Source organism: Amycolatopsis sp. NPDC049252 (genome assembly GCF_043197175.1).
In the GTDB taxonomy this organism is placed as follows: Bacteria; Actinomycetota; Actinomycetes; order Mycobacteriales; family Pseudonocardiaceae; genus Amycolatopsis.
The window spans coordinates 17,137-41,682 of sequence record NZ_JBICSQ010000028.1 but is presented as its reverse complement, the minus strand read 5'-3'; the positions used below and the strand labels follow the sequence as shown (position 1 = coordinate 41,682).

The following is a 24,546-nucleotide window of genomic DNA, read 5'->3' as shown; positions in this document are numbered from 1 at the left end:
TGGGCGGGGTGAACCTCAGGCCGACGGGATGGCGTCGAGCAGCTTCAGCGCGGCCTTGGCCTGAGCCTGGGCGAACTCGGCGACGGCCTTTTCGTAGGGACCTTCGGCCGACTTCGTGGCCGTCTTCGCGTCGTCGAGCTGCTGGCCGTAGCTGGTGCGAGCCGACTCGAGGAGCGCCCCGCGCTGCTTCGCCGTCAACGACCCGGCGTGCACGAGCCGCAGGATCAGCGGGCTGCGGAGGTGGTCGGGACCGGCCTCGGACGTCAGCCAGGCCTTGAAGGCCTTCTTGCCGGCCGCGGTGATCAGGTACTGCTGGCTGGAGCGCGGGCCCTGCTTGCCGAGCCGGACGAGGCCTTCCTTGGACAGCGCCGGGAGCTCCCGGTACACCTGACTGCGGGTGACGCTGAAGAAGGCACCGAAGCGCTCACCGGCGCCCGCGACGAGCTGCCCGCCGGTGGCAGGACCGTCGTGGAGCAGACCGAGCAGGGCGGCGGCTGTTGCATTCAATTCGGACACGCCCTCTACATTCCCACTTATCGGCGTCTGTGTCCACAGTGGTCAGCGGATCTGTCCATTGTGGCTAGTGAGATCCCCTCGTTCGGCCCAATCCGCTCTGGTCCACAGTGGACCTCGGACACGCAGCGCTACCACCGTGGCGCCACATTGGTCCGACCAGCCGCATCCGGACGGCCCTCGCAACCACCAGGCAGGTGAGTTCCCGCAGCGACCCTCCCCGGCTGGCCCACTGTGGACACGCACCGCAACCACCGGCAACCGGAGTTCATCTGACGGAATCCGTCGCGATTCGACAGTTTCGCGGAAGAGTCGGCAGCGAAAGTCGTCCGGGCATGACAAAAGAGGCGCGTTCCCGGTTTCCCGAGAACGCGCCTCCTGGTGGTAGCGGGGACAGGATTTGAACCTGCGACCTCTGGGTTATGAGCCCAGCGAGCTACCGAGCTGCTCCACCCCGCGCCGTTGTGGTACTTGAGAAAGATTACACGGTGCGTTCAAGACGTTCACAGGGGGGTGCCGAAAGCCGCTGACCAGGCGTTATGCCTGCCCGAGCCACTGGCGGGCGCCACCGAGGACGATCGCCAGGCCGTCCTCGAAGCGCGCGTCGACATCTCTCAGCACCGAGCCGCCCAGCGCCCCGCGGTAACGCTCGTCCAACTGCCCGGGCACGGGGTAGACGGCCTGCTCTTCGATGGTGAACCCGACGACGAAGCTGTAGACGGTGAAGAGCACCTGGTCCGCCCGCCGCTCGTCCAGCCCGGCGTCGATGCTCCGGCGGAACGGGTGCGCCCCGACCAGGCTCAGGTCGCCGAGGTAGGTCCCGGCGAAGACCTTCCCGCCGTCGCGGTAGGCCAGCATCATCCGGCGCGCCGCCCGGGCCCGGTAGGCGACCGTCTCCCACTCCCCCAGTGGCTCCGGCGGCTCCCGGTCGGCGTCGGCGTACATCTGCGTCGCCATCTCGTCGAGCAGTTCCTGCTTGTTCTTCATGTGCCAGTAGAGCGCCGGCGCCTTGACGCCGAGCTCGGCGGCGATGAGCCGCAAGGTGAGCCCGTTCAGGCCGACCTCGTTGAGCAGCTTCAGCCCGGCACGGGCGATGTCCCGCCTGGTCAGGGCCATGATGAGGGTCTCCTCAGCTTCCACGCTTGACAGCTTAACGATGTTAAGGGCACCCTCGGGACACGTCAATTTAACGTTGTTAAGGGGATCCCGTGAACAAGCTGCAGACCGAGGTGGTGATCGCCGGAGCAGGCCCAACGGGCTTGATGCTGGCGAACGAGCTGGCCCTCGCCGGCGTGGACGTCGTGGTACTGGAGCGCCTGCCGAAGCGCACGGGCCTGTCGAAGGCCCTGAACCTCCAACCACGCACAGCCGAGGTCCTGGACCTGCGAGGCCTGCTGGGCAGAGCTGAAGAGCGATCGTTCGCCACGGTGCCCGAGGGCCACTTCGCGATGATCCCGGTGAGCTACGCGAGCTGGGACACGCGCCACCCCTACCAGCTGGCCATCCCCCAGGCCCAGGTGGAAGCAGCCCTGGAGGAGCGCCTGACCGAGCAGGGCACAAAGGTCCTCAGAGGCCAAGAGCTGACGGCGTTCACCCAGGACGCCGACGGCGTCACAGTCACCACGGCAGACACCCGAATCCGGGCGTCCTACTTGGCGGGCTGCGACGGCGGCAGAAGCACGGTCCGCAAAGCACTGGGACTGCCGTTCGAAGGAATCGACGGCCGAGGCCACGGCGTGGTAGCAGACGTCCTGTTCGAGACCTCCCCACGAGGAGCCCAGGACAAGTGGCGTTCGATGCGCAACATCGTCACCACGGACGGCATAGGCAGGTACACGGGCCTGATCCCCCTGTCCGAACCAAACCTGTACCGCCTGGCCTACGGAGACCGCCTGAACCGCCCCAGGAACCTCCGAGCAGAGGTGACAGACGAAGAAGTGGAAACAGCGATCACCAAGGCCTACGGCAAAGAGGCAAAGATCAAGGAGATCCGCTGGGCCTCCCGCTTCGGAGACGACTCAAGACTGGCCGCAAGCTACAAGGTGGGCCGAGTCCTCTTGGCAGGCGACGCGGCCCACACCCACTTCCCAGCAGGAGGCCAAGGCCTGAACCTGGGAGTACAAGACGCCATGAACCTGGGCTGGAAACTGGCAGCAGAACTAAGGAAAAGAGCCCCAGAAGCCCTACTGGACACATACGAACGAGAACGCCGCCCAGTAGCAGAAGCAGTAGTCCAAAACGTAGCAGCCCAATCAGCCCTGATCCCCGCAACCCCAGAACTACTGGCCCTACGAACAATCTTCAGAGCAATGTCCGAACTCCCCGAGACCCAACACTACTTGTCAGGCCTGGTCTCAGGCCTAAGCATCAACTACGCAAGGAAGGAAGACGCCCACCCAGCCACAGGAACCCGCCTACCAGACTTCAAAACTAAAGAAGGCCGCGCAAGCACCTGGTTCCACAAAGGAACCTTCGTCCTACTGACAACAACCCCCACAGAAAAACCCCACCCAGAAGTGAAAGTGGCAGTAACTCCAACCCTCCCCTGGCCAGACCTGACAAGAATCTTGGTCCGCCCAGACGGCTACCTAGCAAACACAACAGGAGAAACGAAAGGCTGGCTCACCTGAGAACCCAGCCAGACACCGGGGGGTCCAGGGGCGGCGAAGCCCCCCTGGCGGGGGTCTGGGGGTTCGACCCCCAGGACAAATGCGAAGGAGGCGCGGCGGACAGAATGTCCGCACACGCCTCCTGCATCCGTAGCGGGGACAGGATTTGAACCTGCGACCTCTGGGTTATGAGCCCAGCGAGCTACCGAGCTGCTCCACCCCGCGTCGTGTCCCCTACTTTACGCCTTGGTTTCCGGGAGGCGCAAAGCAGGGGGCCGTTGGGTAATGGACGTCACCCGCCGGGCTGGCTGGTGGGTGTCGTCGTGGGTGTCGTGGCCGGTTGCGCCTTGGCTGCCTGGTAGGCCTTCGCGGCGGCGTCGAGGGCGGCCAGGGCCGCGCCCTGGTCGGCGAAGTTGCCGGATTTCTGGGCGGCCTGGAGTTTGGTGATGGCCGATTCGATGTCGGCGGCGGCCTTGTCGAGGGCCGCGTTGCCGCCGCCGGTGTTGGGCGGGGTGGTGGTCGGCGTCGTCGTCGGGGTGGTCGTCGGCTGGCCGGCCTGGGGCGGTGTGGTGGTGGCCGCGCCGGTGCCGGCGCCGAAGACCTGGTCGAGGGCTTCCTGGAGGGTCGCGCCGTAGCCGACCTTGGGTCCGTACGACACGAGAACGCGGGCCAGCTGTGGGTAGCTGTTCTGGTTGCGCTGCCGGATGTAGACGGGTTCGACGTAGAGGAACCCTTCGGCGACCGGCAGCGTGATCAGGTTGCCGTAGATGGGGATGACGTTGGGGTTGTTGAACAGCGTGCGGTCCTGTGCGACGCGTGGATCGCTCTGGAACCGGTTCTGGACCTGGACCGGGCCGTCGACCTGGGTGGCTCCGGTGGCCGCGCTGGGTAGCTGGAGGACGCGGATCTTGCCGTAGTCCTGCGGATCGGAGGACACCGTCATCCAGGACGCGAGGTACTGGCGTTGGAGGCCGGTGAGGGAGCTGGTCAGCTGGAACGTCGGTTTCGTCTGGCCCGGGGTGTCGGCGAGGACGTAGTAACCGGGCTGGTTGGCGGCGCCGGCCGCGGCCGGGTTGGCGCCGCCTTCGGCCGTCGGGTCCTGCGGGACGCTCCAGAAGGCCTGCTGGGAGTAGAACTCCTGCGGGTTGCTCACGTGGTAGCGGGACAGGAGCTCACGCTGGATCTTGAAGAGGTCTTCGGGGTACCGGAAGTGGGACCGCAGGTCCGGGGAGATCTCGGAGCTGGGTTTCACGAGTCCGGGGAAGACCTTCTCCCAGGCGTTGAGGACCGGTTCGTTGTCGTCGATCGAATACAGGTTCACGGTGCCGTTGAAGGCGTCGACCGTGGCCTTGACCGAGTTCCGGATGTAGTTGATGGAGCTGTTGCCCTGGCGGGCGACGCCGTTGAGGGAGTCGTTGGTGGCCGCGCCGAGCTGCGTCTGCTGCGAGTACGGGAAGTTGTTGATGGTGGTGTAGCCGTCGATGATCCACTGGATCTTGCCGTCGACGACCGCCGGGTACGGGTCGCCGTCGAGGGTCAGCCACGGCGCGACCTTGCTGACGCGCTCGCGCGGGTCGCGGTTGTACATGATCTTGGAGTTGTCGCCGATGGCGTCGGAGAACAGGATGTTGCGTTCCCCGTATTCGGCGGCGAAGGCAAGGCGGTTGAACCAGTTGTCGATCGGGACGCCGCCGGTGCCCTTGTAGGTGTAGCGGTCGGTGGCGGTGTCGTACTCGCCGGGCGCGTTGCCCGACGTGCCGCCGACGATGGCGTAGTCGGAGTCCGCGGCGGACAGCTCGCCGTAGTAGATGCGGGGTTGCTTGACCTCGATGCCGGGGGCGCTGCCGTTGGCGCCGGCGCCGGTCGGGTTCTGGGTGTCGCTGGTGGTGGCGATCGGGTAGCCGCCGTCGGAGTTGGCGTCCTTGACCGCGCGGTCGATCGTGTTGGCCGGGGCGGCGACGAAGCCGTTGCCGTGGGTGTAGACGAGGTGCTTGTTGATCCAGCTGGTCTGGTTGCCGGTCAGGCCCTCGGTCTTGATCTCCTTGGCCGCGACGATGTAGTCCTGCGTGGTGCCGCCGACGGTGTAGCGGTCGATGTCCAGCTTGGCCGGGAAGCCGTAGAAGTTCTCCCGGCCGACGCGCTGGGTGAACGTGTCGGAAAGGACGTTCGGGTCGAGCAGCCGGATGTTCGACATCGTCCCGGTGTCGGACTTGACCTCGCTCGCGGTCGCGTCGGACTTGCCCGAGTACTGCTGGTACTGGACGTCGGTCAGGCCGAACGCCTTGCGGGTGGCGTCCATGTTGCGCTGGATGGACGTCGCTTCCTTCTCGTTCGCGTTCGGCTTCACCGAGAACTGGTCGAGGATGGCGGGCCAGGCGACGCCGACCAGGATGCTCGACAGGATCAGCAGCACCAGGGCGATGGCCGGCAGCTGCAGGTTGCGCAGGAACGCGCCGGCGAAGAACGCGATCGCGCAGATCACCGAGATGCACAGCAGGATCAGCTTGGCGGGCAGGACCGCGTTCAGGTCCGTGTAGGTGGCGCCGATGAACAGCGGCGCGCCCCGGTCGGACAACAGCAGGTTGTACCGGTCCAAGAAGTACTCGGCGGCCTTCAGGAGCACGAAGAGGCCGACCGTGATGGCGAGCTGCGCGCGGGTCGGGCCGGCGAGCTGGCCGCCCTTGCCGGCGAGCCGGATGCCGCCGAAGACGTAGTGCGAGATCAGCGCGCCGAAGAAGGAGATGACGACGGTGATGAACAGCCAGCCGAGCAGCCAGTTCCAGAAGGGCAGGCTGAAGGCGTAGAAGCCGACGTCGTTGCCGAACTCGGGATCGGTCTGGCCGAAGGAGGTGCCGTTGAGGAACAGCTGCACGACCTGCCAGTCACCCTGGGCGGACAGGCCGGCGATCAGGCCGGTCAGCACCGGGATGCCGATGCCGAAGAGCCGGATCCGGGCGACGATCGCCGAGCGGTAGCGCGCCAGCGGGTCGTCGGCGCCGGAGATCGGCACGAAGACCGGGCGGGTGCGGTAGGCGATCATCAGGCTGATCGCGAGGGCGCCGCCGACGAGCAACCCGACGGCGAAGAACAAGATGACGCGCGTGATCACCTGGGTGGTGAACACCGACCGCGCGCCGACCTCGCCGAACCACAGCCAGTCGACGTACGTGTCCAGCAGGCGGGCCCCCAGCAACAGCGCGAGCACGATCACCGCGGCGATGATGAGGAGGATCCGGCTGCGCCGGGACAGCTTCGGCAGGCTCACCGGGGGCCGAGTCGCCACGACACGCTCCTGTCTTCGTCAATGCTTGCGGAGGCGCGAGCGCCCCCTGATTCCCTAACTCTACGGATGCCGGGTGAAGTTCCCGGGACCCGCCCAAACCGGACTCGCGACGGCGTCGCGAGGGGCGCCTGCCACCATGTGCGCATGAACGAACCGCACCCGGCCGTCCCCGGTGTCGCCGCCCTCGCCCGTGAGATCGAGGACTTCATGGCCGCGGCCGGCTGGGACCAGCCGCCGCAGCTGTTCGCTCTGGTGCCGACGGCGGCGCTGCTGGACGAGCAGCCGGAGCTGGCCGGGCAGCTGGACCGGGCCAACCCGCTGACGCCGGTCGCCCAGGAGGCGCTGCCCGACGGCGACTTGGCCGAGGCCCTGGGCCGGATCGCCTGGCCCGATCTGGTGATCGGGTGCGCGCTGGCGCAGGAGATCATCGTGCTGCCGCCGGGCTCGGAGTCGGAGCTGCCGGACGTCGCCGAGGCGGACGCGGACAGCCTGCGGCGCGCCGCCGCCGACCACCCGCAGCGGACCGAAGCCCGGCTGGTGGCCGCGGTGCTGCGTGACGGTGAGCGCGCGTGCGTCATGCGCCTGCGCGGGATCGGCACAGCCGAGGACGGCGACGAGAGCGTCGACGAGATCGTGGAAAGTCCCGACCTGGCCCCGAACCTGATCGAAGCGCTGAAGGCGACACTGCTGCCCTGACGGCCACGGGATGCCCGGCCGCTCAGCACGACGCGGTCGGCCGTCCCGCCTTGAGGTTGGCCAGCTGGGCGAGCGCGTCGTCCAGTGTGGACACCTTGATGAGGTTCAGCCCGGCCGGCGCGGTGGTCTTGGCCTCGGCGCAGTTGTGCTCGGGCACGAGGAAGTCGGTCGCGCCGGCTTCCCGGGCGCCGACGACCTTGAACGAGATCCCGCCGATCGGGTCGACCTCACCCGTCTCGGTGATCTCTCCGGTGCCGGCGATGTGCCGCCCGCCGGCCAGGTCGCCGGTCTGGAGCCGGTCGATGATCGCGAGGGTGAACATGAGCCCGGCCGACGGGCCGCCGACGTCCTGCAGCGAGATCGTCACGTTGAACGGCGCGTCGGCGCGGTCGACCGCGGTGAGGCCGATGAAGCCCTCCTTGCGGTCCGGGCGCGAGGCGAGGGTGAGCGGCACGGTCCGCTCCGGCTGGCCGTCGGACTGGAAGGTGATCTGGACGGTCTGCCCGGGCAGGGTGCCGGCCAGCGCGGCCCGGACGTCCCCGGCCTCGGCGACCTTCTTGTTGTTGACCGTGATCAGCTTGTCGCCCGGCGCGAGCACGTGGTCGGCGGGGCTGCCGGACACGATCTCCTTCGCCACCACCTTCACCGGGTAGCCGAGCTTGCGCAGCGCGGCGACCTGGGCGTTGGTCTGCGAGTCCTGCAGCTGCTGGATGTTCTCCTGCTTGACCTGTTCGTTGGTCTCGCCCGGCTTGAAGTACTCCTCGCGCGGCGCCAGCGCGTACCGGCCGCTCGCCCAGAAGCCGAGGCCCTGGAACAGGGTGACGCCGTCGTGCAGGGAGACGGTCGTCATCCGCAGCTCGCCGGTGGTCTGGAAGGTCTGGTGACCGGCGACCTGGATGACCGGGTTGCCGGCCGCGTCGCGACCGAGCGTGTCGTAGGTCGGGCCCGGGCTGATCGCCACGAACGGCACCGGCACGACCGAGCCGAGCACGACGAACACCAGGAACAGCGAGCCGCTGACCACGAGCGTCCAGCCGCGGCGGGTCATCCGCCGGGCCTCCCCGGCCTGCTCCGGCGGCGGTTCCGGCAGGCTTGCGGCGGGGGCGGTCTCGGTGCGCTCCTCGGAGGACTTGGTCACGCCCGACAGCGTACGGTGACCGTGTTCGCTTCTCGGTGAAGGCCACGCACATGGGTCCGGTTGACGCGCTCCGGGGCGCCCGACCCGCGTACGGTGGACCCATGAGCAAACCCCCGTTCGGCTTCGGACCTTCCGATCCCGACAAACGAGGTGAGAACGATCCCTCGGAGGGCGGGCAGCAGTCCGGCGCCGAGGCCTTCAACCAGCTCGGTCAGATGCTGAGCCAACTGGGCCAGATGCTCAGTCAGGCCGGTACTTCCAGCGGGCCGGTGAACTACGACCTCGCCAAGCAGATCGCCCTGCAGAACCTGGGCAGCGCCGGCAACACCGGCGAGAGCAAGCTCGGGTTCTCGGGCGGAGACGACTCGAACGCCGCCGTGCGCGACGCCGCCCACCTCGCGGAGATGTGGCTCGACCCCGCGACGTTCCTGCCCGCGGGCGCGACGTCGACGGTCGCCTGGTCGCCGCGCACCTGGGTGGAGAAGACCCTGCCGACGTGGCAGCGGCTCTGCGACCCGGTCGCCCAGCAGATCTCGGGCGCATGGATGCAGGCGCTGCCGGAGGAGGCCAAGCAGGCCGCCGGCCCCCTGATGCAGATGATGGGGCAGATGGGCGGGATGGCCTTCGGCTCCCAGCTCGGCAGCGCGCTGGCCCAGCTCGCGTCGGAGATGCTGACCTCCAGCGAGATCGGCCTGCCGCTGGCCCCGGCGGGGACGTCGGCGCTGCTGCCGGCGAACATCGAGAAGTTCGCCGAGGGCCTGGAGCTGCCGAACAGCGAGATCCTCGTGTTCCTGGCCGCCCGCGAAGCGGCCCATCAGCGGCTCTTCACGCACGTGCCGTGGCTGCGCCAGCGGCTGCTGGCGACGGTCGAGGAGTTCGCCCACGGGATCTCGGTCGACACGTCGGCGCTGGAGTCCCTGGCCGGCCAGATCGACCCGGCGAACCCGGCGAGCATCGAAGAGGCCATGTCGTCCGGGCTCCTGGAGCCGCAGACGACCGAGGAGCAGAAGGGCGCGCTGAACCGCCTGGAGACCCTGCTGGCCCTGGTCGAGGGCTGGGTCGACGTGGTGGTCGCCGAGGCGGTCGGTGATCGCCTCCCGGGTGCGGACGCCCTGCGCGAGACCCTCCGCCGCCGCCGCGCGACCGGTGGTCCGGCCGAGCAGACGTTCGCCACCCTGGTGGGCCTGGAGCTGCGCCCCCGCCGCATGCGCGCGGCGTCGACGCTCTGGAACATGGTGGGCGAACAGCACGGCATCGAGAAGCGCGACGCCCTGTGGTCCCACCCGGACCTGATGCCGACGGCCGAGGACCTGGACGAGCCCTTGGACTTCTCGGCGCGAGTCGGCGAGGCCGGTTCCCTGGACGACCTGGACCCGATCGCCGAGCTGGAGCGCACCGAACGCGAAGAGCGAGAAAAGGCAGACCCGCCGTCCACCGACGACGACAACCCCAAACCGTAAGCAGAACCGGGGGGGGGGGGGGGGGGGGCGGGCGGGGGGGGGGCCGCGCGCCCCCCCCCCCCCCCCGCCCCCCTCCCACCCAACCCCCAACCTTTCCCACCCCCGGGGGGCCGCGGGGGGCGCCCCCCCCGGTTCTGCATCCCCGCCCACCCGCCGTGTCGACCCCCCAATCACACGAGTCGACCTCCCAATCACACAAGCCGACCCTCCGGGCACACGTGTCGTCCATCCAGGTACGCGAGTCGTCCCTCTGGCTACGCGAGTCGTCCAGCCAGGCACACGAGTCGTCCGCCCAGGTACGCAAGCCCCCCTGGCCAGGCGAGTCGTCCAGCCAAGTACGCGAACCGACTCCCCGGCGCGGAGGCCGATCGTCCAGGTACGCAGATCGTCCTAACCGAGTAAGCGTGTCGTCCAACCAGGTACGCGTGTCGTCCAACCAGGTACGCGAGTCGTCCGAACCGAGTAAGCGTGTCGTCCAACCAGGTACGCGAGTCGTCCAGCTAGGTACGCGAGTCGTCCGCCCAGGTACGCGAACGACCGCCTTGGCCCCGCGAACCCCAACCATCCAGGCGCGCGAACCAGCCGCCCCGGCCTCGCCATGCCAAGCACCCGAGCCAACAAGCCGCCACCCCGCCCCGACGCAACCGGGGTGACCCGCACCAGCGGATCACCCCGGTTCCGTCCGGAACCATCAGCCGGTCAGTCCTCGGTGGAGATCCCCCACCCGGCTGCCGCCGACAGCCCTTCCAGGTACCCGATCGCGCGTTCCGCTTTCGGGTACCGCTGCACCAGCGCCCAGAACGCCGCGTCGTGCCCGGGCTCGCGCAGGTGCGCCAGCTCGTGCACCAGGACGTAGTCCAGCACCCAGGGCGGGACCTTCCGCAGGAAGTCGCTGACCCGGATGGTCGCGTCGACCGGGGTGCAGGACGCCCACCTCGTGCGCATCGGCGGCACCCAGCGGACGCTCGCCGGCACCGCGGTGCCGCCCAGGTACTTGCCCGACAGCTGCGCGCACCGCGCCAGCAGGGCTTCGTCCGACGCCTTGGGGGACGCCGGCCGACGTGGTTCCGAGCGCTGCAGCTTGCGCTCCATCTCGGCGACCCAGTGTTTCTCCTCCGCCCTCGTCATCCGCGCCGGGATCAGCACGACGAGCGTGTCGTCGTTCCAGTACGCGGTGACCGTCCGGTGCCGGCGCTGGCTGCGCCGCACTTCGACCTTGTGTTCAGGTGTGTCCGACGGGGGGTTCGTTTCCCCCCGGCCCCTCAGCGAGGGCATCCGTGCTTCGACCACTCGACAACGGTAAGGCCACCCACCGACAATCCCGAGCGCCTTAAGGTCACAGCCCCGAGTTGTCCACAACTACTCCCACCTGTGGACAACTCGGCCGTTCCGGATCTTTCCGGGGCCTCCGGGTCGGCGGTGGGTGCGATCCTGCGGACATGCTCCTCTCGACCAAGGACATGCCGCCGGTGCTGCTGCCCGCCTTTCCCGCCCTGCTCCCGGGCCTGACGGTGCTCGAACGCGGCCCGGACGAGATCCAGATCGGCCTCGACCCGCGCCACGGCGTGGCCATCGAAGGCCTGCCCGCGAGCCTCGTCACGCGGTTGCGCCTGCTCGACGGCAAGCACCCCGTCGAGCGCGTTCTGCTCGCCGAGAGCGAACACGGTGATCAGCTGCGCACGCTCCTGCTCCAGCTGACCGCCCTCGGCCTGGTCACCGAAGCCGGCCCACCGGGCGCCGCCGGTCCCCGCGGCGAAACCGGCATGTGGTCGCTGCGGGCCCGCCACCACCAGACCGCGCTGACCGACCGGCGGCGCGCGACGGCGATCTCGGTACACGGTGACGGCCGCCTGGCGGTCGCCGTCGCCGTGCTGCTGGCCAACGCCGGCATCGGGCACGTCGAGCCGCGGCTGCCCGGTGTGGTGACCGAACACGACCTCGGCACCGGCTTCACCGACGCGGATCTGGGCCGTCCCCGTGGCCAGGCCGTCGGCGAGCTGCTCCGCCGGGTCGATCCGCGGGTCCGCGTCACCCGGCTCCACGACCGGTACCCCGACCTGGTGCTGCTCACCGACGCGATCGTGCCCGCGCCGGAGGTCGTCGCCGAGCTGATGGAGGACGGCGTCCCGCACCTGGCGGTCCGGGTACGCGACGGGACCGGCATCGTCGGGCCGCTGGTGGTGCCGGGCCGCAGTTCGTGCCTGCGCTGCGCCGACCTGCACCGGACCGACCTCGACCCGTGCTGGCCGCGCGTCGCCGGCCAGCTCGCCGGGCGGCACCAGCGGCCCGACCTCGGCGCGGTCCAGGCGTGCGCGTCGCTGGCCGTCGCGCAGGCCATGCGGCTGCTCTCACCGCACGAGCTGGCGCCGCCGTCGTGGAACGCGACACTCGAGATCGACGCCTTCGACGGCCGCATCCGCCACCGCGGCTGGCCGCCGCACCCGAGGTGCGGATGTGGCCCGCCGCCCCCACCTCAGGAGACGTAGGCCACTAAGACGCCACGAGCAGGCTGCGCGTGGCCGTGCGCGCAAGGCAGAATCGACGAGGTGACTGACTTCCGCGACGCCGCCGATCGTGACACCGCGATGCCGAGCAAGGGTGCGGCCCGCACCGCCAAGCTCGCCAGCCTCCCGCTCGGGATCGCCGGCCGGGCGGTGGGCGGCTGGGGCAAGCGGCTCGCGGGCCAGAGCGCCGAGCAGGTGAACGCCACGCTCTCGGCGAAGGCCGCCGAGCAGCTGTTCGAGGTGCTCGGCACGCTCAAGGGCGGGGCGATGAAGTTCGGCCAGGCGCTGAGCGTGTTCGAGGCGGCGGTGCCGGACGACATGGCGAAGCCCTACCGCGAAGCGCTGACGAAGCTGCAGGCCGCGGCGCCGCCGATGGCGGCCCGGCAGACCCACCGGGTGCTCGCCGAGCAGCTCGGCCGCGGCTGGGCCGGCCGGTTCGCCTCGTTCGACGACCAGCCGGCGGCGGCCGCGAGCATCGGGCAGGTGCACCGCGCGGTCTGGCACGACGGCCGCGAGGTCGCGGTCAAGGTCCAGTACCCGGGGGCCGACGAGGCGCTGCGCAGCGACCTGCGGCAGCTGCAGCGGTTCAGCAGGCTGTTCCAGGCGTTCGTGCCCGGCACCGAGGTCAAGCCGCTGCTGGCCGAGCTGGCCGCGCGGATGAACGAGGAGCTCGACTACCAGTCCGAGGCCCAGCACCAGCGGGCCTTCGCGAAGGCGTTCGAGGGCGACCCCGGCATCCTGGTGCCGCGTGTCGTCGCCAGCGCGCCGAAGGTCGTCGTGACGGAGTGGGTCAGCGGCACGCCGCTGTCGAAGGTGATCTCCGACGGCGACCGCGAGACGCGCAACCTGGCCGGCCGGCTGCTGGCGGAGTTCCACTACTCCTCCCCCGAGCGCGTCCACCTGCTGCACTCGGACCCGCACCCGGGCAACTTCATGATCACCCCGGACGAGCGGCTGTGCGTCATCGACTTCGGCGGCGTGGCGCGCCTGCCCGAGGGCATCCCCCGCCACCTGGGCGAGATGACCCGGCTGGCCCTCGACGGCGAATCCGCCGACCTGATGCGCCTGCTGCGGGAGAACCGGTTCATCCGGCCGGACAGCGACCTGTCCGCGGACGAGGTGCTCGCGTATCTGGCGCCGTTCACCGAGCCGCTGGCCGAGCCGACGTTCCACTTCACGCGCAAGTGGATGCAGCGGCAGGCCTGGCGAGTCGGTGACAGCCGCGGCAACGACTTCCGCGTCGGGCGCTCGCTCAACCTGCCGCCCGAGTACCTGATGATCCACCGGGTCACGGCGGGCTCGACCGGCATCCTCTGCCAGCTCGACGCGGAGATCCCGGCGCGAGGCATCGTGGAGCGCTGGCAGCCCGGTTTCGCTGCCTGAGTTGTCCACAGGCCGGGCCACCAACGGTGGATTCCGGGCGAGTTGTCCACAGCTGCGGGAAACGGGGTTCCACCCGGTTGGCGGAGCGGTCATGCTCGGTTCATGACCGCTACTCATCGCACCGATCCACTCGCCCTCGGTAACCCCGACACGTGCGAGGTGATGAACCTCGAACAGCTACGCAGGGCCGGGGTGTCCGATCGAAGAACCCGGCGGCTCTGCGGCCCCGGTGGGCCGTGGCGCCGCCTGCACCCCGGTGTCGTCCTGCTGCGCAACACCACCCCGACCCGGCAGCACCTGCTGCACGCCGCGATCGTGCGGTACGGGTCGAAGGTGGTGATCACCGGCGCCGACGCGCTCCGGGCCCACGGCGTGAAGTGTCCCGCGACCGGCGAGATCGAGCTGCTGGTGCCCGACTTCTGCCGCGTCACGGCCCGGTCGGGGATCCGCGCGACCCGGACGTCCCGGTTGCCGGACCCGGTGCTGGTGGACGGCCTGCCGTTCGCCCCGCCGGCCCGGGCGGCGCTCGACCTGGCGAGGGCGGAGTCCGATCCGGCGCGGATCCGGCAGCTGCTGACGCTGCCGCTCTACTGGGGTCTGTGCGACCGGCAGCAGCTGCTGGCCGAGCTCGAGGCGGGTCCCCAGCGAGGCTCCTCGGCGGTGCGGAAGGTGCTGCGCCGCCTCGACGACGGCCCGATCCGGGCGCACGGCCTGGCAACGCGAGTCCTCGACGCGGCGCTGCTCCCGCCGCCGGTCTGGGACGTCACGATCTGCGACCGCCGCGGCCGCCGCATCGGCGAGGCGGACGCGTGGTGGGACGAGATCGGCCTGGCCTGGCAGTACCGCTGCGGCCCGGGCGTCGGCGGCGGCTTCTCACACCTGGCACTGGCGGCGACCGGCATCGTCCTGGTCCGCTGCACGGTTCACCAGCTGCGCAAGGTCCCCCGCGACGTGGCGAAGGAGCTGGTCCAGGCATACGGCGACGCGGCCCGGACCCCACGCCCCCGAGTCCGCGCGTTGACCACGCCCTCCATCGGCGGCGCAGCATGACTCCCCATCGGCAGGCGCCGAGCCACGCCCACCGGAATCACCCCCTGGCTCCGGGTCCGGGCGCCGACTCTGCCCACGATCAGCGGCGCGACATGCCCGATGCCGGCAAGCGGCAAGCCGTGCCGCACCGAGCTCACCCCGCGCCTCACGTCCGGGCGCTGGCCATGCCCCACCGGGACCACTCCGCGCCTCCGCGCCCGGGCGCTGACCCTGCCCTCCATCGGCGGCCCGGCATGACCCGTGGCAGCAGCCGGCGAGCCATGCCCACCGGGATCACCCCTCGCCTCCGAGCCCGGACGCTGACAACGCCCTCCATCGACGGCCCGGCATCACCCGTGCCAGCAGCCGGGGAGCCACGCCTACCGGGATCATCCCCTTGGCTCCGCGCCCGGGCGCTGGACCTGCACTCCACCGACGAGGCGGCATGACTCATGCCAGCAGACAGCGAGCCGTGCCCCACCGGGATCGCCCCTCGTCCCCGCGCCCGGGCGCTGACCACGCCCTCCGTCGGGGCCCGGCATGACCCCATGTCGGCGGGCGGCGAGCCATGCGCACTGGAATCCCGCCAGGCTCCGGTTCCGGGCGCCGACTCTCTGCCCACGATCAGCGGAGCGACACGCCCGGTGTCGGCAAGCGGCGACCGTGCCCCACCGAGATCCCCTCTCGCCCCCCCCGCCCGCACGCTAACCCTGCCCTCCATCGGCGGCCCGGCATGACCCGTGCGATCAGCCGGCGAGCCATGCCCGCTGGGATGACCCGGCGCCCGGGCCTTGGCCCCGCCCTCCATCAGCGGCGCGACATGCCCGGTGTCGGCAAACGGCGAGCCGCAGTTCCGGAACCAGACGCTCGGCACGAACCGGCCGGTGGGCTCACCAGTACTCGTCCGGCAGCTTGCCCTCGATGTCGCGCACGTGCTGCCGCGCGCAGTCGGGGCACAGCCACTGCACGGTGCCGCGCTCGCGGGTGGACACCCAGGCGAGCGCCGTAGCCGGGTCGTCTTCCGGGCTCCGGGTGCGCCCGCAGCGCGTGCACCCGACGGGTTCGGGCGCACTCACCGCGAGCGTCCACTGTGGATCGCCTTGGCGCCGAACAGGTACAGGTCGGCACGGTGGCCGAGGAAGTCCGGGCCGCTCGGATCGACGAGTGCGGCGATGGTCGCGCGATCCTCGGCGTCGAGCCGGTCCCCCACCGACTCGGCGAGCCAGCCGACGCGGTGCACCACGTACTCGCGCAGCAGGTCCGAACCGGGCATCGGGTGGTCGATGAGCGCGCCGAACGACTCGACGTCCTCGAGCCCGGCCTCGCGAAGCGCGCGCGGCCAGCCGTAAGGCATGGCGACGCTGCCGGTGATCCCGGCACGCATCTCGGCGAACCACTCGGCCCGCGCGGCGAGCAGCCGTTGCTCGAGACCGGGCCGTCCGATCCCGAGATCCCAAGGGAGGCAACGCATTTCGAGCCCGCCTTCGGAAATGGCGAGCACCGCACCCGGCCTCAGCAGCCCGGCCAGGGTCCGCAGCGCGGCCTGCTGATCGCCGACGTGGTGCAGCACGCCGGACGCCCACACGAGGTCGGCGGCGGGCACCCGGTCGGCCAGCCGGGGATCGGCGAGGTCCCCGTGCACGCCGACGACCTCGACGCGCTCGCCGGCGACCGCGCCCACGGCCCGCCGGGCTTCGGCGAGCAACGCGGGTGTGGCGTCGAGCAGCACGACGGTGCCTCCGTCGCCACGGGCGAGTTCGCGCGCGAAGTGCACGCTCATCCCACCGGCACCGCACCCGACGTCGACCACGGTCGGCCGCCCGGCCGTCCCGGAAAGGAGCCGCCGCGCGACGGGCGCGAGCGCATCGGCGTCGAGGGCATCGGCCATGCGCAGCTGGGCGAGCCGATCCGCCCAGTCGATGTCGTCGTGGGTGTGTACGGACATCACCCCATTCAACACCGCCACCCGACCAGCGGAAACCCAGCACGAAAGCCCCTGCCACCCGAAGGCGGCAGGGGCCTGCGCTCAGCTCTGGTTCTGGTACCGCTCCGCTCGCTGAGCCGCCCATCGGGCTACTCGGCTCCACCGGCGGACGGCACGGGCGCTACCTCGGGCCCGCTGGGCACGGACCCCTTCCTCCAGATCCCGTATTCGGGCCCTGGACAGTTCTTCGTAAAGCAACATCTCGCTGATCTCCTCGATCTCGGTCTTCGTCAGCTGCAGGTGCACGCGCGTGCGTGCTTCGTGATCCCTCGTGGTGACCGGTTCGACGCTCATGCGGCGGCGCTCCGGTGGTCGCCGCTCTTGGCGGCGGCGGGCTCGACGGTGGCGTTCTTGCGGGGGCGGCCACGGGGCCGCTTGCGCGCGATCACGACACCGCGCTCGAAGATCTCGCCACCCCAGACGCCCCACGGCTCACGCCGGGCCAGCGCGCCGGCCAGGCAGGCCTCGCGAACCGGGCAGTCGGCGCAGGACGCCTTGGCGCGCTCGAGCTCGGCCGGGGACTCGGCGAACCAGAGGTCCGCGTCGCCCGAGCGGCAGGGCAGAGCCACGTCCGGGACGGTGACGGGGTCGAGCAGGTCGGCGAATATTGCCTCACCCGCGGTGTAGGCGATGGCCGAAGACATGTGAGTTCCTCCTTGTGTCGTACGGGTTTCGGTTTGAGACATGGGGCTGGGCAAAGCTGTTCCTCTTGGGTTGTGCAGCCAAAAACACGAAGGCCGCGGATCCGGGTTTTCCGGTTCCGCGGCCTTCGTGAGCCTCAGTGTCCTGACTGGGTCAGGAACTTCGCTCCCGTATCGACAACGGAACACGGAACTGCTTGATGGTCGGCAGATCGGCCTGCGGGTACGCGGCGAGAACGCCCTCGTTCCCGAAGACGACGACATCGCCGGTGGCCCACTGCCGCATAACGCGGCGCGTGCCACGGATCCCGTGCGCGCTCACGGGCACACCGGTGCCCGGGCGCGAAGCGGCCGCAACTTCCGCGGCGCAGGACAGACGGGTGCCCGGGTTCGTGAGCGTCAGATTGATGGTCATTTCACCGGCACCTCCTTCGTCTGTACTCTGCACACGTGGCCGCGGAGCGGCACTCACGTGGATCCCCAGCCGAGCCGTTCCGGCTCGGTACTGGCAGGTTATTGCCCCTCACCACACCGGGGCAACTTAATTACGGGAAAATCCTCGAAGTTACGAAGATCGCCCCTGAGCAGCGGGTTCGCCGCGTGGATCATGGTCTCGACGCGGTCAAGACCACATCAAGATCGGCAGGGCCTTCCGGACCTTCAGGACTCCGCCGACGCGCGGACGACGCCGAGGATCCCGCTGCCGAAGCGTTCGAGCTTGGTCGCGCCGATCCCGGAGATCGACACCAGCGCCGCCTCGTCGAGCGGGCGCTGCTCGGCGACGGCCATCAGCGTCGCGTCCGTGAACACGACGAACGGCGGCACCTTGAGCTCCCGGGCGCGCTCGGCGCGCCAGGACTTCAACCGCTCCAACAGGTTCTCGTCCACCGACGACGGGCAGCGGCCACAGCGGCCGAGCTTGATGTCGAGGGTCTCCAGCAGCGGGCCGCCGCACACCCGGCAGCGCGTCTTCACCGGCGCCACGGGCTTCTGCTGCGACCGCGCGGCCCGGGCCGCCGGGTGGTCCTCCGGGATCAGGCCGTAGAGGAACCGGCTGCGCCGCCGGTTGCGGCGCGCTCCCGGCGTGCGGGCCAGCGCCCACGACAGCCACAGGTGCTCACGCGCCCGGGTGACGCCGACGTAGAACAGCCGCCGCTCTTCCTCGATCGAGGCCTCGTCGCCGTCGGCGTGGATGATCGGCATCGTGCCCTCGGCCAGGCCGACGAGGAACACCGCGTCCCACTCGAGGCCCTTCGCCGCGTGCAGCGACGCGAGCGTCACGCCCTCGACGGTCGGCGGGTGCTGCGCCGCCGCGCGCTGGTCCAGCTCGGTGTTGAAGCGCGGCAGGTCCGCGTCGGCCACCGTCGAAGCGAGCTCCTCGGCCAGTTCGACGATCGCCAGGAGCGCGTCCCACCGCTCCTTGGCCGCGCCACCGGCGGGCGGCGACTCGGTGAGGCCGACGCGGGAAAGCACCGAACGCACCGTCGTGACCAGGTCGGAGCTGCCGTCGCCGCTCGCGGCGCGCAGCGCGGACATCGCCTGCCGGACCTCGGTCCGGTTGAAGAACCGCTCGCCGCCGCGGACCAGGTACGGGATGCCGGCCTCGGCCAGCGCCGACTCGTAGGCCTCGGACTGGGCGTTGACGCGGTAGAGCACCGCTATCTCGCTCGCCGCGACGCCGCCGTCGAGCAGCTCGCGCACGCGCCGCGCGACGGCGCCGGCCTCGACGGCCTCGTCGTCGAACTCGGCGAACCGCGGCTGCGGGCCCGGCGGGCGCTGGCCGATCAGCTTCAGCCGTGAACCGGCGGGACGGCCGCGCGCGGCGCCGATCACCTGGTTCGCCAGCGAGACGACCTCGGGCGTCGACCGGTAGTCGCGTTCGAGCCGGACGACGGTCGCCTCCGGGAAGCGCCGCGTGAACTCCAGCAGCGACTTCGGCGACGCGCCGCCGAAGGAGTAGATGGTCTGGTTGGCGTCGCCGACCACCGTCAGGTCGTCACGGCCGCCGAGCCACGCGTCGAGCAGGCGCTGCTGCAGCGGCGTGACGTCCTGGTACTCGTCGACGACGAAGCAGCGGTAGCGGTCGCGGAACTCCTCGGCCACGACGCCGTGCTCCTCGAGCACCGCCGTCGTGTGCAGCAGCAGGTCGTCGAAGTCGAGCACCTGCGCGGCGGTCTTCAGCTGCTCGTAGTTGCGGTAGACCTCGGCGACCTGCGGGGCGGGGGCCGGGATGTCCCGCTGGAGGCGCGCGGTGACGGCCGGGTAGTCGTCGGGGGTGATCAACGACGCCTTCGCCCACTCGATCTCGCTCGCCAGGTCGCGCAGGACCTCGATCTCGGTGCCGAGCTTGGCCCGGGTCGCGGCCTGGCCGACGTAGCGGAACTTGTTCTCGAGCAGGTCCCACGGCCGGTCGCCGACCACGCGCGGCCAGAAGTACCGCAGCTGGCGGCGGGCCGCGGCGTGGAACGTCAGGGCCTGCGCGGCGTCGACGCCGAGGCCGCGCAGCCGGGCGCGCATCTCCCCCGCGGCCCGCGTCGTGAACGTGACGGCGAGCACCTGACCAGCGGAAACGTGCCCGGACATGACCAGGTGGGCGATGCGGTGGGTGATCGTGCGGGTCTTGCCCGTGCCGGCGCCGGCGAGGACGCAGACCGGCCCCCTGGGGGCACTGGCGGCGGCGCGCTGCTCGGGGTCGAGACCATCGAGCAGACGGGTGCGGCTCTTCGGGGAAAGTACGCCAGTCACGCCCCGCATCCTCGCAGAGGGGGACGGGGAATCCGGGCAGGGGCACGCGGCCGTATCCTGGTCATATGGCGGGACAGCAGGACAAGGAAGCGGCCAAGCAGGCCAAGAAGGAGAAGCGCGCGGCGAGCAAGGCCCGGCGTGGCCAGCTCTTCGAGGCCTTCAAGATGCAGCGCAAGGAAGACCCTTGGCTCATCCCCTGGATGGTCGGCTCGATCGTCGTCGTCGCGGGTGTGGCCTTCGGGATCGGCTTCTTCTTCGACTCCCAGTGGGTGCTGCTCCCCTTGGGCATCATCCTCGGCGCGCTCCTCGCCATGATCATCTTCGGCCGGCGCGTCCAGAAGACGGTCTACTCGAAGGCCGACGGCCAGCCCGGCGCCGCGGCGTGGGCCCTGGAGAACCTCCGCGGCAAGTGGAAGGTGACGCCGACCGTCGCCGCGACGACCCAGCTCGACGCCGTGCACCGCGTGCTCGGCGGCCCGGGCGTGGTGCTCGTCGCCGAGGGCGCGCAGCACCGCGTGAAGACCCTGCTCGCCCAGGAGAAGAAGCGCGTCTCCCGGCTGATCGGCGACACCCCGATCTACGACGTGACGATCGGCCACGACGAGGGCCAGATCCCGTTGAAGAAGCTGCAGGGCTTCCTCATGAAGCTGCCCCGCAACCTCAAGCCGGCCCAGGTCGACGCCCTCGAGGCGAAGCTGGCCGCGCTCGGCAACCGCGGCGCCGCGATGCCGAAGGGCCCGATGCCCGCCGGTGCGAAGATGCGCAACGTCCAGCGCACGATCCGCCGCCGCTGACCCGCGCAGACGACGAAGGCCCCGTCCGGTGGACGGGGCCTTTCTCGTACGCGGGTGCTCAGCGCAGCCGGATGACGACGGTGCCGGTCAGCCGGTCGAGCCAGCTGCGGCCGTCGGCGTTGCGGACCGCGGCCGGGATGAGCACGAACGTCAGCACCGCTCGCACCAGGGCCCGCAGTGGGCCGACCAGGGTGCCGCCGTCGAGCCGCGCGACGCGGACGCCGACCACGCCCATCCCGGGCGTGAAGCCGAAGAAGCCGGCGGACACGACGGAGATGACCGCCCAGACGCCGCCGGACCACAGGTTGAAGTTCTGCATGGCGACCGGGTCCTGCAGGTTCGGGTGCACGAAGATGGCCGTGACCAGCGCCGCGATCACGAGGTCGACGAGCAGCCCGAGCAGCCGCGCCCCGCCGCTCGCCGCCGAGCCGACGCCGGACTCGGGCAGGCCGAGCCGGTCACCCGGCCAGCGTGATCCACCCTGATCGGTACTCTGTGCACCGTCGCCGGTGCCGGGCAGCCATTCGCCGGTCCATCTCGCCACCCGTCCAGGGTATGCCGGTGGCGCAGAGCACATCCGACCTGGTCGGATACCCGATATCGACCCTCCGTTAACACCGGCGAAACATACGGGTGACGGTCGGGCAACACCGCGCTTTTAGCGTGAGCCGAAGAGAGCACTGCCGCACGAGCTCGAACGAGAAGGAGTCACCGAGGGTGCCCACTACTCCAGACGACATTCAGCGCCTCATCGCCGACGAAAACGTCGAGGTCGTCGACGTCAGGTTCTGCGACCTTCCGGGCGTCATGCAGCACTTCACGGTCCCGGCGAAGGCCTTCACCGAAGAGGCCTACGAAGAGGGACTCGCGTTCGACGGCTCCTCGGTGCGCGGTTTCCAGTCGATCCACGAATCGGACATGCTGCTGCTGCCGGACCCCGAGACGGCGCGCATCGACCCGTTCCGCAAGGCGAAGACGCTCTCGCTGAACTTCTTCGTGCACGACCCGTTCACCCGTGAGGCGTACAGCCGCGACCCGCGCAACATCGCGCGCAAGGCCGAGCAGTACATCGCGGAGTACGGCGTCGCCGACAACGTGTACTTCGGCCCCGAGGCCGAGTTCTACATCTTCGACTCGGTCCGCTTCGACTCCGCCGAGCACGCCTCGTTCCACGAGATCGACTCCGTCGAGGGCTGGTGGAACACCGGCGCCGACGAAGACGGTGGCAACCAGGGTTACAAGACGAAGTTCAAGGGCGGTTACTTCCCCGTCCCGCCGGTCGACCACTTCGCCGACCTGCGCGACGACATCGTCCGCAACCTGACGGGCTCCGGTTTCGAGATCGAGCGCGCGCACCACGAGGTGGGCACCGCCGGCCAGACCGAGATCAACTACAAGTTCAACACGCTGCTGCACGCCGCGGACGACCTGCAGCTGTTCAAGTACATCGTGAAGAACACCGTGTTCGCCGCGGGCAAGACCGCGACGTTCATGCCGAAGCCGCTCGCGGGCGACAACGGCTCGGGCATGCACTGCCACCAGTCGCTGTGGAAGGACGGCACGCCGCTGTTCCACGACGAGTCCGGTTACGCGGGCCTGTCCGACACGGCGCGCCACTACATCGGCGGTCTGCTCAAGCACGCCCCGAGCCTGCTGGCCTTCACGAACCCGACGGTGAACTCCTACCACCGCCTGGTCCCGGGCTTCGAGGCCCCGGTTTCGCTGGTGTACTCGCAGCGCAACCGCTCGGCGTGCGTCCGCATCCCGATCACGGGCAACAACCCGAAGGCCAAGCGCGCCGAGTTCCGCTGCCCGGACTCCTCGGGCAACCCGTACCTGGCGTTCTCGGCGATGATGATGGCCGGGCTCGACGGCATCAAGAACAAGATCGAGCCGGCGGACCCGATCGACAAGGACCTCTACGAGCTGCCGCCCGAGGAGGCCAAGAACGTCAAGCTGGTCCCGGGCGACCTGGGCACGGTCCTCGACACGCTGGAAGCCGACCACGACTACCTGCTCGAGGGTGGCGTGTTCACGCCGGACGTGATCGACACGTGGATCTCGTACAAGCGCGAAAACGAGATCGACCCGCTGCGCCTGCGCCCGCACCCGTACGAGTTCGCCCTGTACTACGACGTCTGATCGGCGCGGGGCTTTGACCAGGCATTTCACTGGTCCGAGCCCCAGCCAGGCCGTCACCAGGCCGTGAAGGTCAGCAGGTGACGGCCCACCAGACACGGGACGGCGGTCGAGGGGAACACCCCGACCGCCGTCCCGTTCCTTATATATGTGCCGCCTCACGCGGCGTCCCTCCGGCGGAACACCTCATCGATGGCCCGCCGCGTCCGCTCCGAGCTTGACGGCATGAGGTGCGTGTAGACGCGGAGCGTGAACGCCGGGTCAGCGTGCCCGAGGTACTCGGCGAGTGCCCGGATGCTCTCCCCCGCGTCCAACAGCGCCGACGCGTAGAAGTGCCGGAGCGCGTGGAAGCCGTCCGCCCGGACCGGCGCCTCCACCCCGGCCGCCCGTAGCGCAGGCTTCCAGGTGTAGTGGTTGAAGGAGTGCCGGTGAAGCTGGTTACTCTCGCGGGTGTAGACCAGCAGCCGGACCGTCACCGGCTTGCCATCCGGCACCTCCCACGGCAGCGTCACGGCCAGCGGCGGGAACCGCTCCATGTGTTCCTCGATCGCCATCCGCACCTCCGTTGATAACGGCACCTCCCGCGTCTTGCGGTGCTTAGGCAGCGCGAAGACCATCCGGCCGCGAATGATCTTGACCTGACGTTCGACCCGCAGCATGTCGGAGCCCTCGGTCAGGTCGTCCGGTGACCAGCCGAAGACCTCTCCTTGGCGGAGCCCGCAGCCAGCGCCGAGCGGGACCATGACGCCGTACCGGTCGCCGAGCGTCCGACGAACGGCGTGCACCCGCGCTTCCGGCCACGGGATGGCCTTGGGGTACTCGCCGCGCGGCTTGGTGACCGACTTGGCGTTGCACGGGTTCTTGTTGATCCGTTCGTCGTCGATCGCCGCCGCGAAGATTGCCGAAACATTGGCGAAGATCGTGCGCCGGTAAGTCTCAGCGAGCCCCTTCATTTGCAGGGCCCGATCCCACTCGCGAATAGTCGAAGGCCGAATATCGCGCAGCGCCTTATCTCCGAGCGTCGGATAGACGTGCAGCTTGAGCCGGAACTCAGTTCCCTCTCGGCTCGATTCGTCGAACGTCTGAGAGTTGAGCCAGCTCTCACCGAACTCCCTGAACGTCATCCGGCCGGCCTCCGGGTCGAGGTAGGTCCCTTGCGTCTTGTCGTTCTCGACCTTGTGCAGGAAGGTGCGCGCGGCCGACAGTTGCCGGTCCGGGTACATCTTGGAACGCTCGCGCCCGTCCGGGTCCAGGTAGCGCACCTTGTACCGCAGGCCGACGCCGTACAGGTCGGACTTCTCCTTGACCGGCTTGCCCTTGGCGTCGAGGACCGGCTTCTTGGTCTCCGGGTCGACCTTCGGCCGATACCAGCGATCTTGAATGTGCCCCATGACAGTCTTCTCCCCTGCTTCGAATTCAGAAAGTTTCAGGCCGCGTTGGCGAACCACTCACGGACGACTGCCGGGTCATAGCGAAGATGCTTTCCCATCTTCCGCCCCGGCGGGCCGTATCCACGCTTTCGCCATGCTCGGACAGTTTCGACCGATACGTGAAGGAAAGCCGCTACGTCATCGAGCGTCCAAAGCCGCTCAATGTGCCTCACGTTGTCCATCCCCTCCCCCTTCCAG

General features: G+C 69.8%; 22 protein-coding genes and 2 tRNA genes. 8 read left to right on the top strand and 16 right to left on the bottom strand.

The window, feature by feature from the left end; translation table 11 throughout:
- Window positions 1-15: 15 nt before the first annotated feature.
- The 3 genes from ACGFMK_RS26375 to ACGFMK_RS26365 all read right to left on the bottom strand — a co-directional run bounded on the left by ACGFMK_RS26375 (window position 16) and on the right by ACGFMK_RS26365 (window position 1,629).
- Window positions 16-516 carry a PadR family transcriptional regulator gene (locus ACGFMK_RS26375; RefSeq protein ID WP_392768327.1) on the bottom strand — a complete coding sequence of 167 codons (501 nt, stop codon included), beginning with the start codon at window positions 514-516 and terminating at the stop codon, window positions 16-18.
- Window positions 517-895: 379 nt separating this feature from the next.
- A tRNA-Met gene (locus ACGFMK_RS26370) sits at window positions 896-972 on the bottom strand.
- A 78-nt stretch (window positions 973-1,050) separates the two neighbouring features.
- Window positions 1,051-1,629, bottom strand: coding sequence for a TetR/AcrR family transcriptional regulator C-terminal domain-containing protein (locus tag ACGFMK_RS26365; RefSeq protein WP_392768463.1), 579 nt, complete (start codon window positions 1,627-1,629; stop codon window positions 1,051-1,053).
- Window positions 1,630-1,721: 92 nt separating this feature from the next.
- On the opposite strand from ACGFMK_RS26365, the gene ACGFMK_RS26360 reads away from it, so the two are divergent.
- Window positions 1,722-3,143, top strand: coding sequence for an FAD-dependent monooxygenase (locus ACGFMK_RS26360; protein ID WP_392768324.1), 1,422 nt, complete (start codon window positions 1,722-1,724; stop codon window positions 3,141-3,143).
- A gap of 130 nt (window positions 3,144-3,273) precedes the next feature.
- On the opposite strand, the gene ACGFMK_RS26355 is transcribed toward ACGFMK_RS26360, so the two are convergent.
- Together ACGFMK_RS26355 and ACGFMK_RS26350 are read right to left on the bottom strand one after the other, a co-directional pair.
- Window positions 3,274-3,347, bottom strand: a tRNA-Met gene (locus tag ACGFMK_RS26355).
- Window positions 3,348-3,414: 67 nt separating this feature from the next.
- Complete coding sequence (locus ACGFMK_RS26350) at window positions 3,415-6,405, bottom strand: UPF0182 family protein (RefSeq protein ID WP_392768321.1); 2,991 nt, start codon at window positions 6,403-6,405, stop codon at window positions 3,415-3,417.
- A gap of 144 nt (window positions 6,406-6,549) precedes the next feature.
- Here ACGFMK_RS26350 and ACGFMK_RS26345 point away from each other — a divergent pair, with 144 nt between their 5' ends.
- The gene (locus tag ACGFMK_RS26345; RefSeq protein ID WP_392768318.1) at window positions 6,550-7,101 is read left to right on the top strand and encodes a PPA1309 family protein; all 552 of its coding nucleotides are present in this window, start codon (window positions 6,550-6,552) and stop codon (window positions 7,099-7,101) included.
- 22 nt (window positions 7,102-7,123) lie between these two features.
- On the opposite strand, the gene ACGFMK_RS26340 is transcribed toward ACGFMK_RS26345, so the two are convergent.
- Complete coding sequence (locus tag ACGFMK_RS26340; protein WP_392768316.1) at window positions 7,124-8,239, bottom strand: PDZ domain-containing protein; 1,116 nt, start codon at window positions 8,237-8,239, stop codon at window positions 7,124-7,126.
- 101 nt (window positions 8,240-8,340) lie between these two features.
- Between ACGFMK_RS26340 and ACGFMK_RS26335 the strand changes: the two genes are divergently transcribed.
- Window positions 8,341-9,699 carry a zinc-dependent metalloprotease gene (locus ACGFMK_RS26335; RefSeq protein ID WP_392768313.1) on the top strand — a complete coding sequence of 453 codons (1,359 nt, stop codon included), beginning with the start codon at window positions 8,341-8,343 and terminating at the stop codon, window positions 9,697-9,699.
- Between the two features lie 699 nt (window positions 9,700-10,398).
- Here ACGFMK_RS26335 and ACGFMK_RS26330 read toward each other — a convergent pair.
- Complete coding sequence (locus ACGFMK_RS26330; protein ID WP_323332003.1) at window positions 10,399-10,908, bottom strand: M48 family metallopeptidase; 510 nt, start codon at window positions 10,906-10,908, stop codon at window positions 10,399-10,401.
- Between the two features lie 230 nt (window positions 10,909-11,138).
- On the opposite strand from ACGFMK_RS26330, the gene ACGFMK_RS26325 reads away from it, so the two are divergent.
- From ACGFMK_RS26325 to ACGFMK_RS26315, 3 genes are all read left to right on the top strand, one after another.
- The gene (locus ACGFMK_RS26325) at window positions 11,139-12,185 is read left to right on the top strand and encodes a hypothetical protein (RefSeq protein ID WP_392768309.1); all 1,047 of its coding nucleotides are present in this window, start codon (window positions 11,139-11,141) and stop codon (window positions 12,183-12,185) included.
- Window positions 12,186-12,245: 60 nt separating this feature from the next.
- Window positions 12,246-13,586 carry an ABC1 kinase family protein gene (locus tag ACGFMK_RS26320; RefSeq protein ID WP_392768306.1) on the top strand — a complete coding sequence of 447 codons (1,341 nt, stop codon included), beginning with the start codon at window positions 12,246-12,248 and terminating at the stop codon, window positions 13,584-13,586.
- A gap of 162 nt (window positions 13,587-13,748) precedes the next feature.
- Complete coding sequence (locus tag ACGFMK_RS26315) at window positions 13,749-14,636, top strand: hypothetical protein (RefSeq protein ID WP_392768460.1); 888 nt, start codon at window positions 13,749-13,751, stop codon at window positions 14,634-14,636.
- A gap of 869 nt (window positions 14,637-15,505) precedes the next feature.
- Here ACGFMK_RS26315 and ACGFMK_RS26310 read toward each other — a convergent pair.
- The 6 genes from ACGFMK_RS26310 to ACGFMK_RS26285 all read right to left on the bottom strand — a co-directional run bounded on the left by ACGFMK_RS26310 (window position 15,506) and on the right by ACGFMK_RS26285 (window position 19,994).
- Window positions 15,506-15,691 carry a hypothetical protein gene (locus ACGFMK_RS26310; RefSeq protein ID WP_392768303.1) on the bottom strand — a complete coding sequence of 62 codons (186 nt, stop codon included), beginning with the start codon at window positions 15,689-15,691 and terminating at the stop codon, window positions 15,506-15,508.
- Entirely contained in the window at window positions 15,688-16,560 is an 873-nt protein-coding gene (locus tag ACGFMK_RS26305) for a class I SAM-dependent methyltransferase (RefSeq protein ID WP_392768300.1), read from the bottom strand. Before ACGFMK_RS26305 ends, ACGFMK_RS26310 begins: the two co-directional genes overlap by 4 nt.
- Window positions 16,561-16,641: 81 nt before the next feature.
- Window positions 16,642-16,893 carry a hypothetical protein gene (locus tag ACGFMK_RS26300; protein ID WP_392768297.1) on the bottom strand — a complete coding sequence of 84 codons (252 nt, stop codon included), beginning with the start codon at window positions 16,891-16,893 and terminating at the stop codon, window positions 16,642-16,644.
- Window positions 16,890-17,243, bottom strand: coding sequence for a WhiB family transcriptional regulator (locus tag ACGFMK_RS26295; protein ID WP_323331996.1), 354 nt, complete (start codon window positions 17,241-17,243; stop codon window positions 16,890-16,892). The genes ACGFMK_RS26300 and ACGFMK_RS26295 overlap by 4 nt, the downstream gene beginning before the upstream one ends.
- Before the next feature lie 151 nt (window positions 17,244-17,394).
- Window positions 17,395-17,655, bottom strand: a complete 261-nt coding sequence (locus ACGFMK_RS26290; RefSeq protein WP_392768294.1) for a hypothetical protein — start codon at window positions 17,653-17,655, stop codon at window positions 17,395-17,397.
- Window positions 17,656-17,900: 245 nt separating this feature from the next.
- Window positions 17,901-19,994: an ATP-dependent DNA helicase UvrD2 gene (locus ACGFMK_RS26285; protein ID WP_392768292.1), complete on the bottom strand. Its 2,094-nt coding sequence runs from the start codon at window positions 19,992-19,994 to the stop codon at window positions 17,901-17,903.
- Window positions 19,995-20,050: 56 nt separating this feature from the next.
- On the opposite strand from ACGFMK_RS26285, the gene ACGFMK_RS26280 reads away from it, so the two are divergent.
- Window positions 20,051-20,779 carry a DUF4191 domain-containing protein gene (locus ACGFMK_RS26280; protein WP_392768289.1) on the top strand — a complete coding sequence of 243 codons (729 nt, stop codon included), beginning with the start codon at window positions 20,051-20,053 and terminating at the stop codon, window positions 20,777-20,779.
- Between the two features lie 58 nt (window positions 20,780-20,837).
- On the opposite strand, the gene ACGFMK_RS26275 is transcribed toward ACGFMK_RS26280, so the two are convergent.
- Window positions 20,838-21,227, bottom strand: coding sequence for an RDD family protein (locus tag ACGFMK_RS26275; RefSeq protein ID WP_392768458.1), 390 nt, complete (start codon window positions 21,225-21,227; stop codon window positions 20,838-20,840).
- A 269-nt stretch (window positions 21,228-21,496) separates the two neighbouring features.
- On the opposite strand from ACGFMK_RS26275, the gene glnA reads away from it, so the two are divergent.
- Window positions 21,497-22,921, top strand: coding sequence for a type I glutamate--ammonia ligase (gene glnA, locus ACGFMK_RS26270; protein ID WP_392768286.1), 1,425 nt, complete (start codon window positions 21,497-21,499; stop codon window positions 22,919-22,921).
- 155 nt (window positions 22,922-23,076) lie between these two features.
- Here the strand turns inward: glnA and ACGFMK_RS26265 are convergent, their stop codons facing one another.
- Both ACGFMK_RS26265 and ACGFMK_RS26260 read right to left on the bottom strand, forming a co-directional pair.
- Complete coding sequence (locus ACGFMK_RS26265) at window positions 23,077-24,309, bottom strand: tyrosine-type recombinase/integrase (protein ID WP_392768283.1); 1,233 nt, start codon at window positions 24,307-24,309, stop codon at window positions 23,077-23,079.
- A gap of 35 nt (window positions 24,310-24,344) precedes the next feature.
- Window positions 24,345-24,530: a helix-turn-helix transcriptional regulator gene (locus tag ACGFMK_RS26260; protein ID WP_392768280.1), complete on the bottom strand. Its 186-nt coding sequence runs from the start codon at window positions 24,528-24,530 to the stop codon at window positions 24,345-24,347.
- Between the last annotated feature and the right edge of the window lie 16 nt (window positions 24,531-24,546).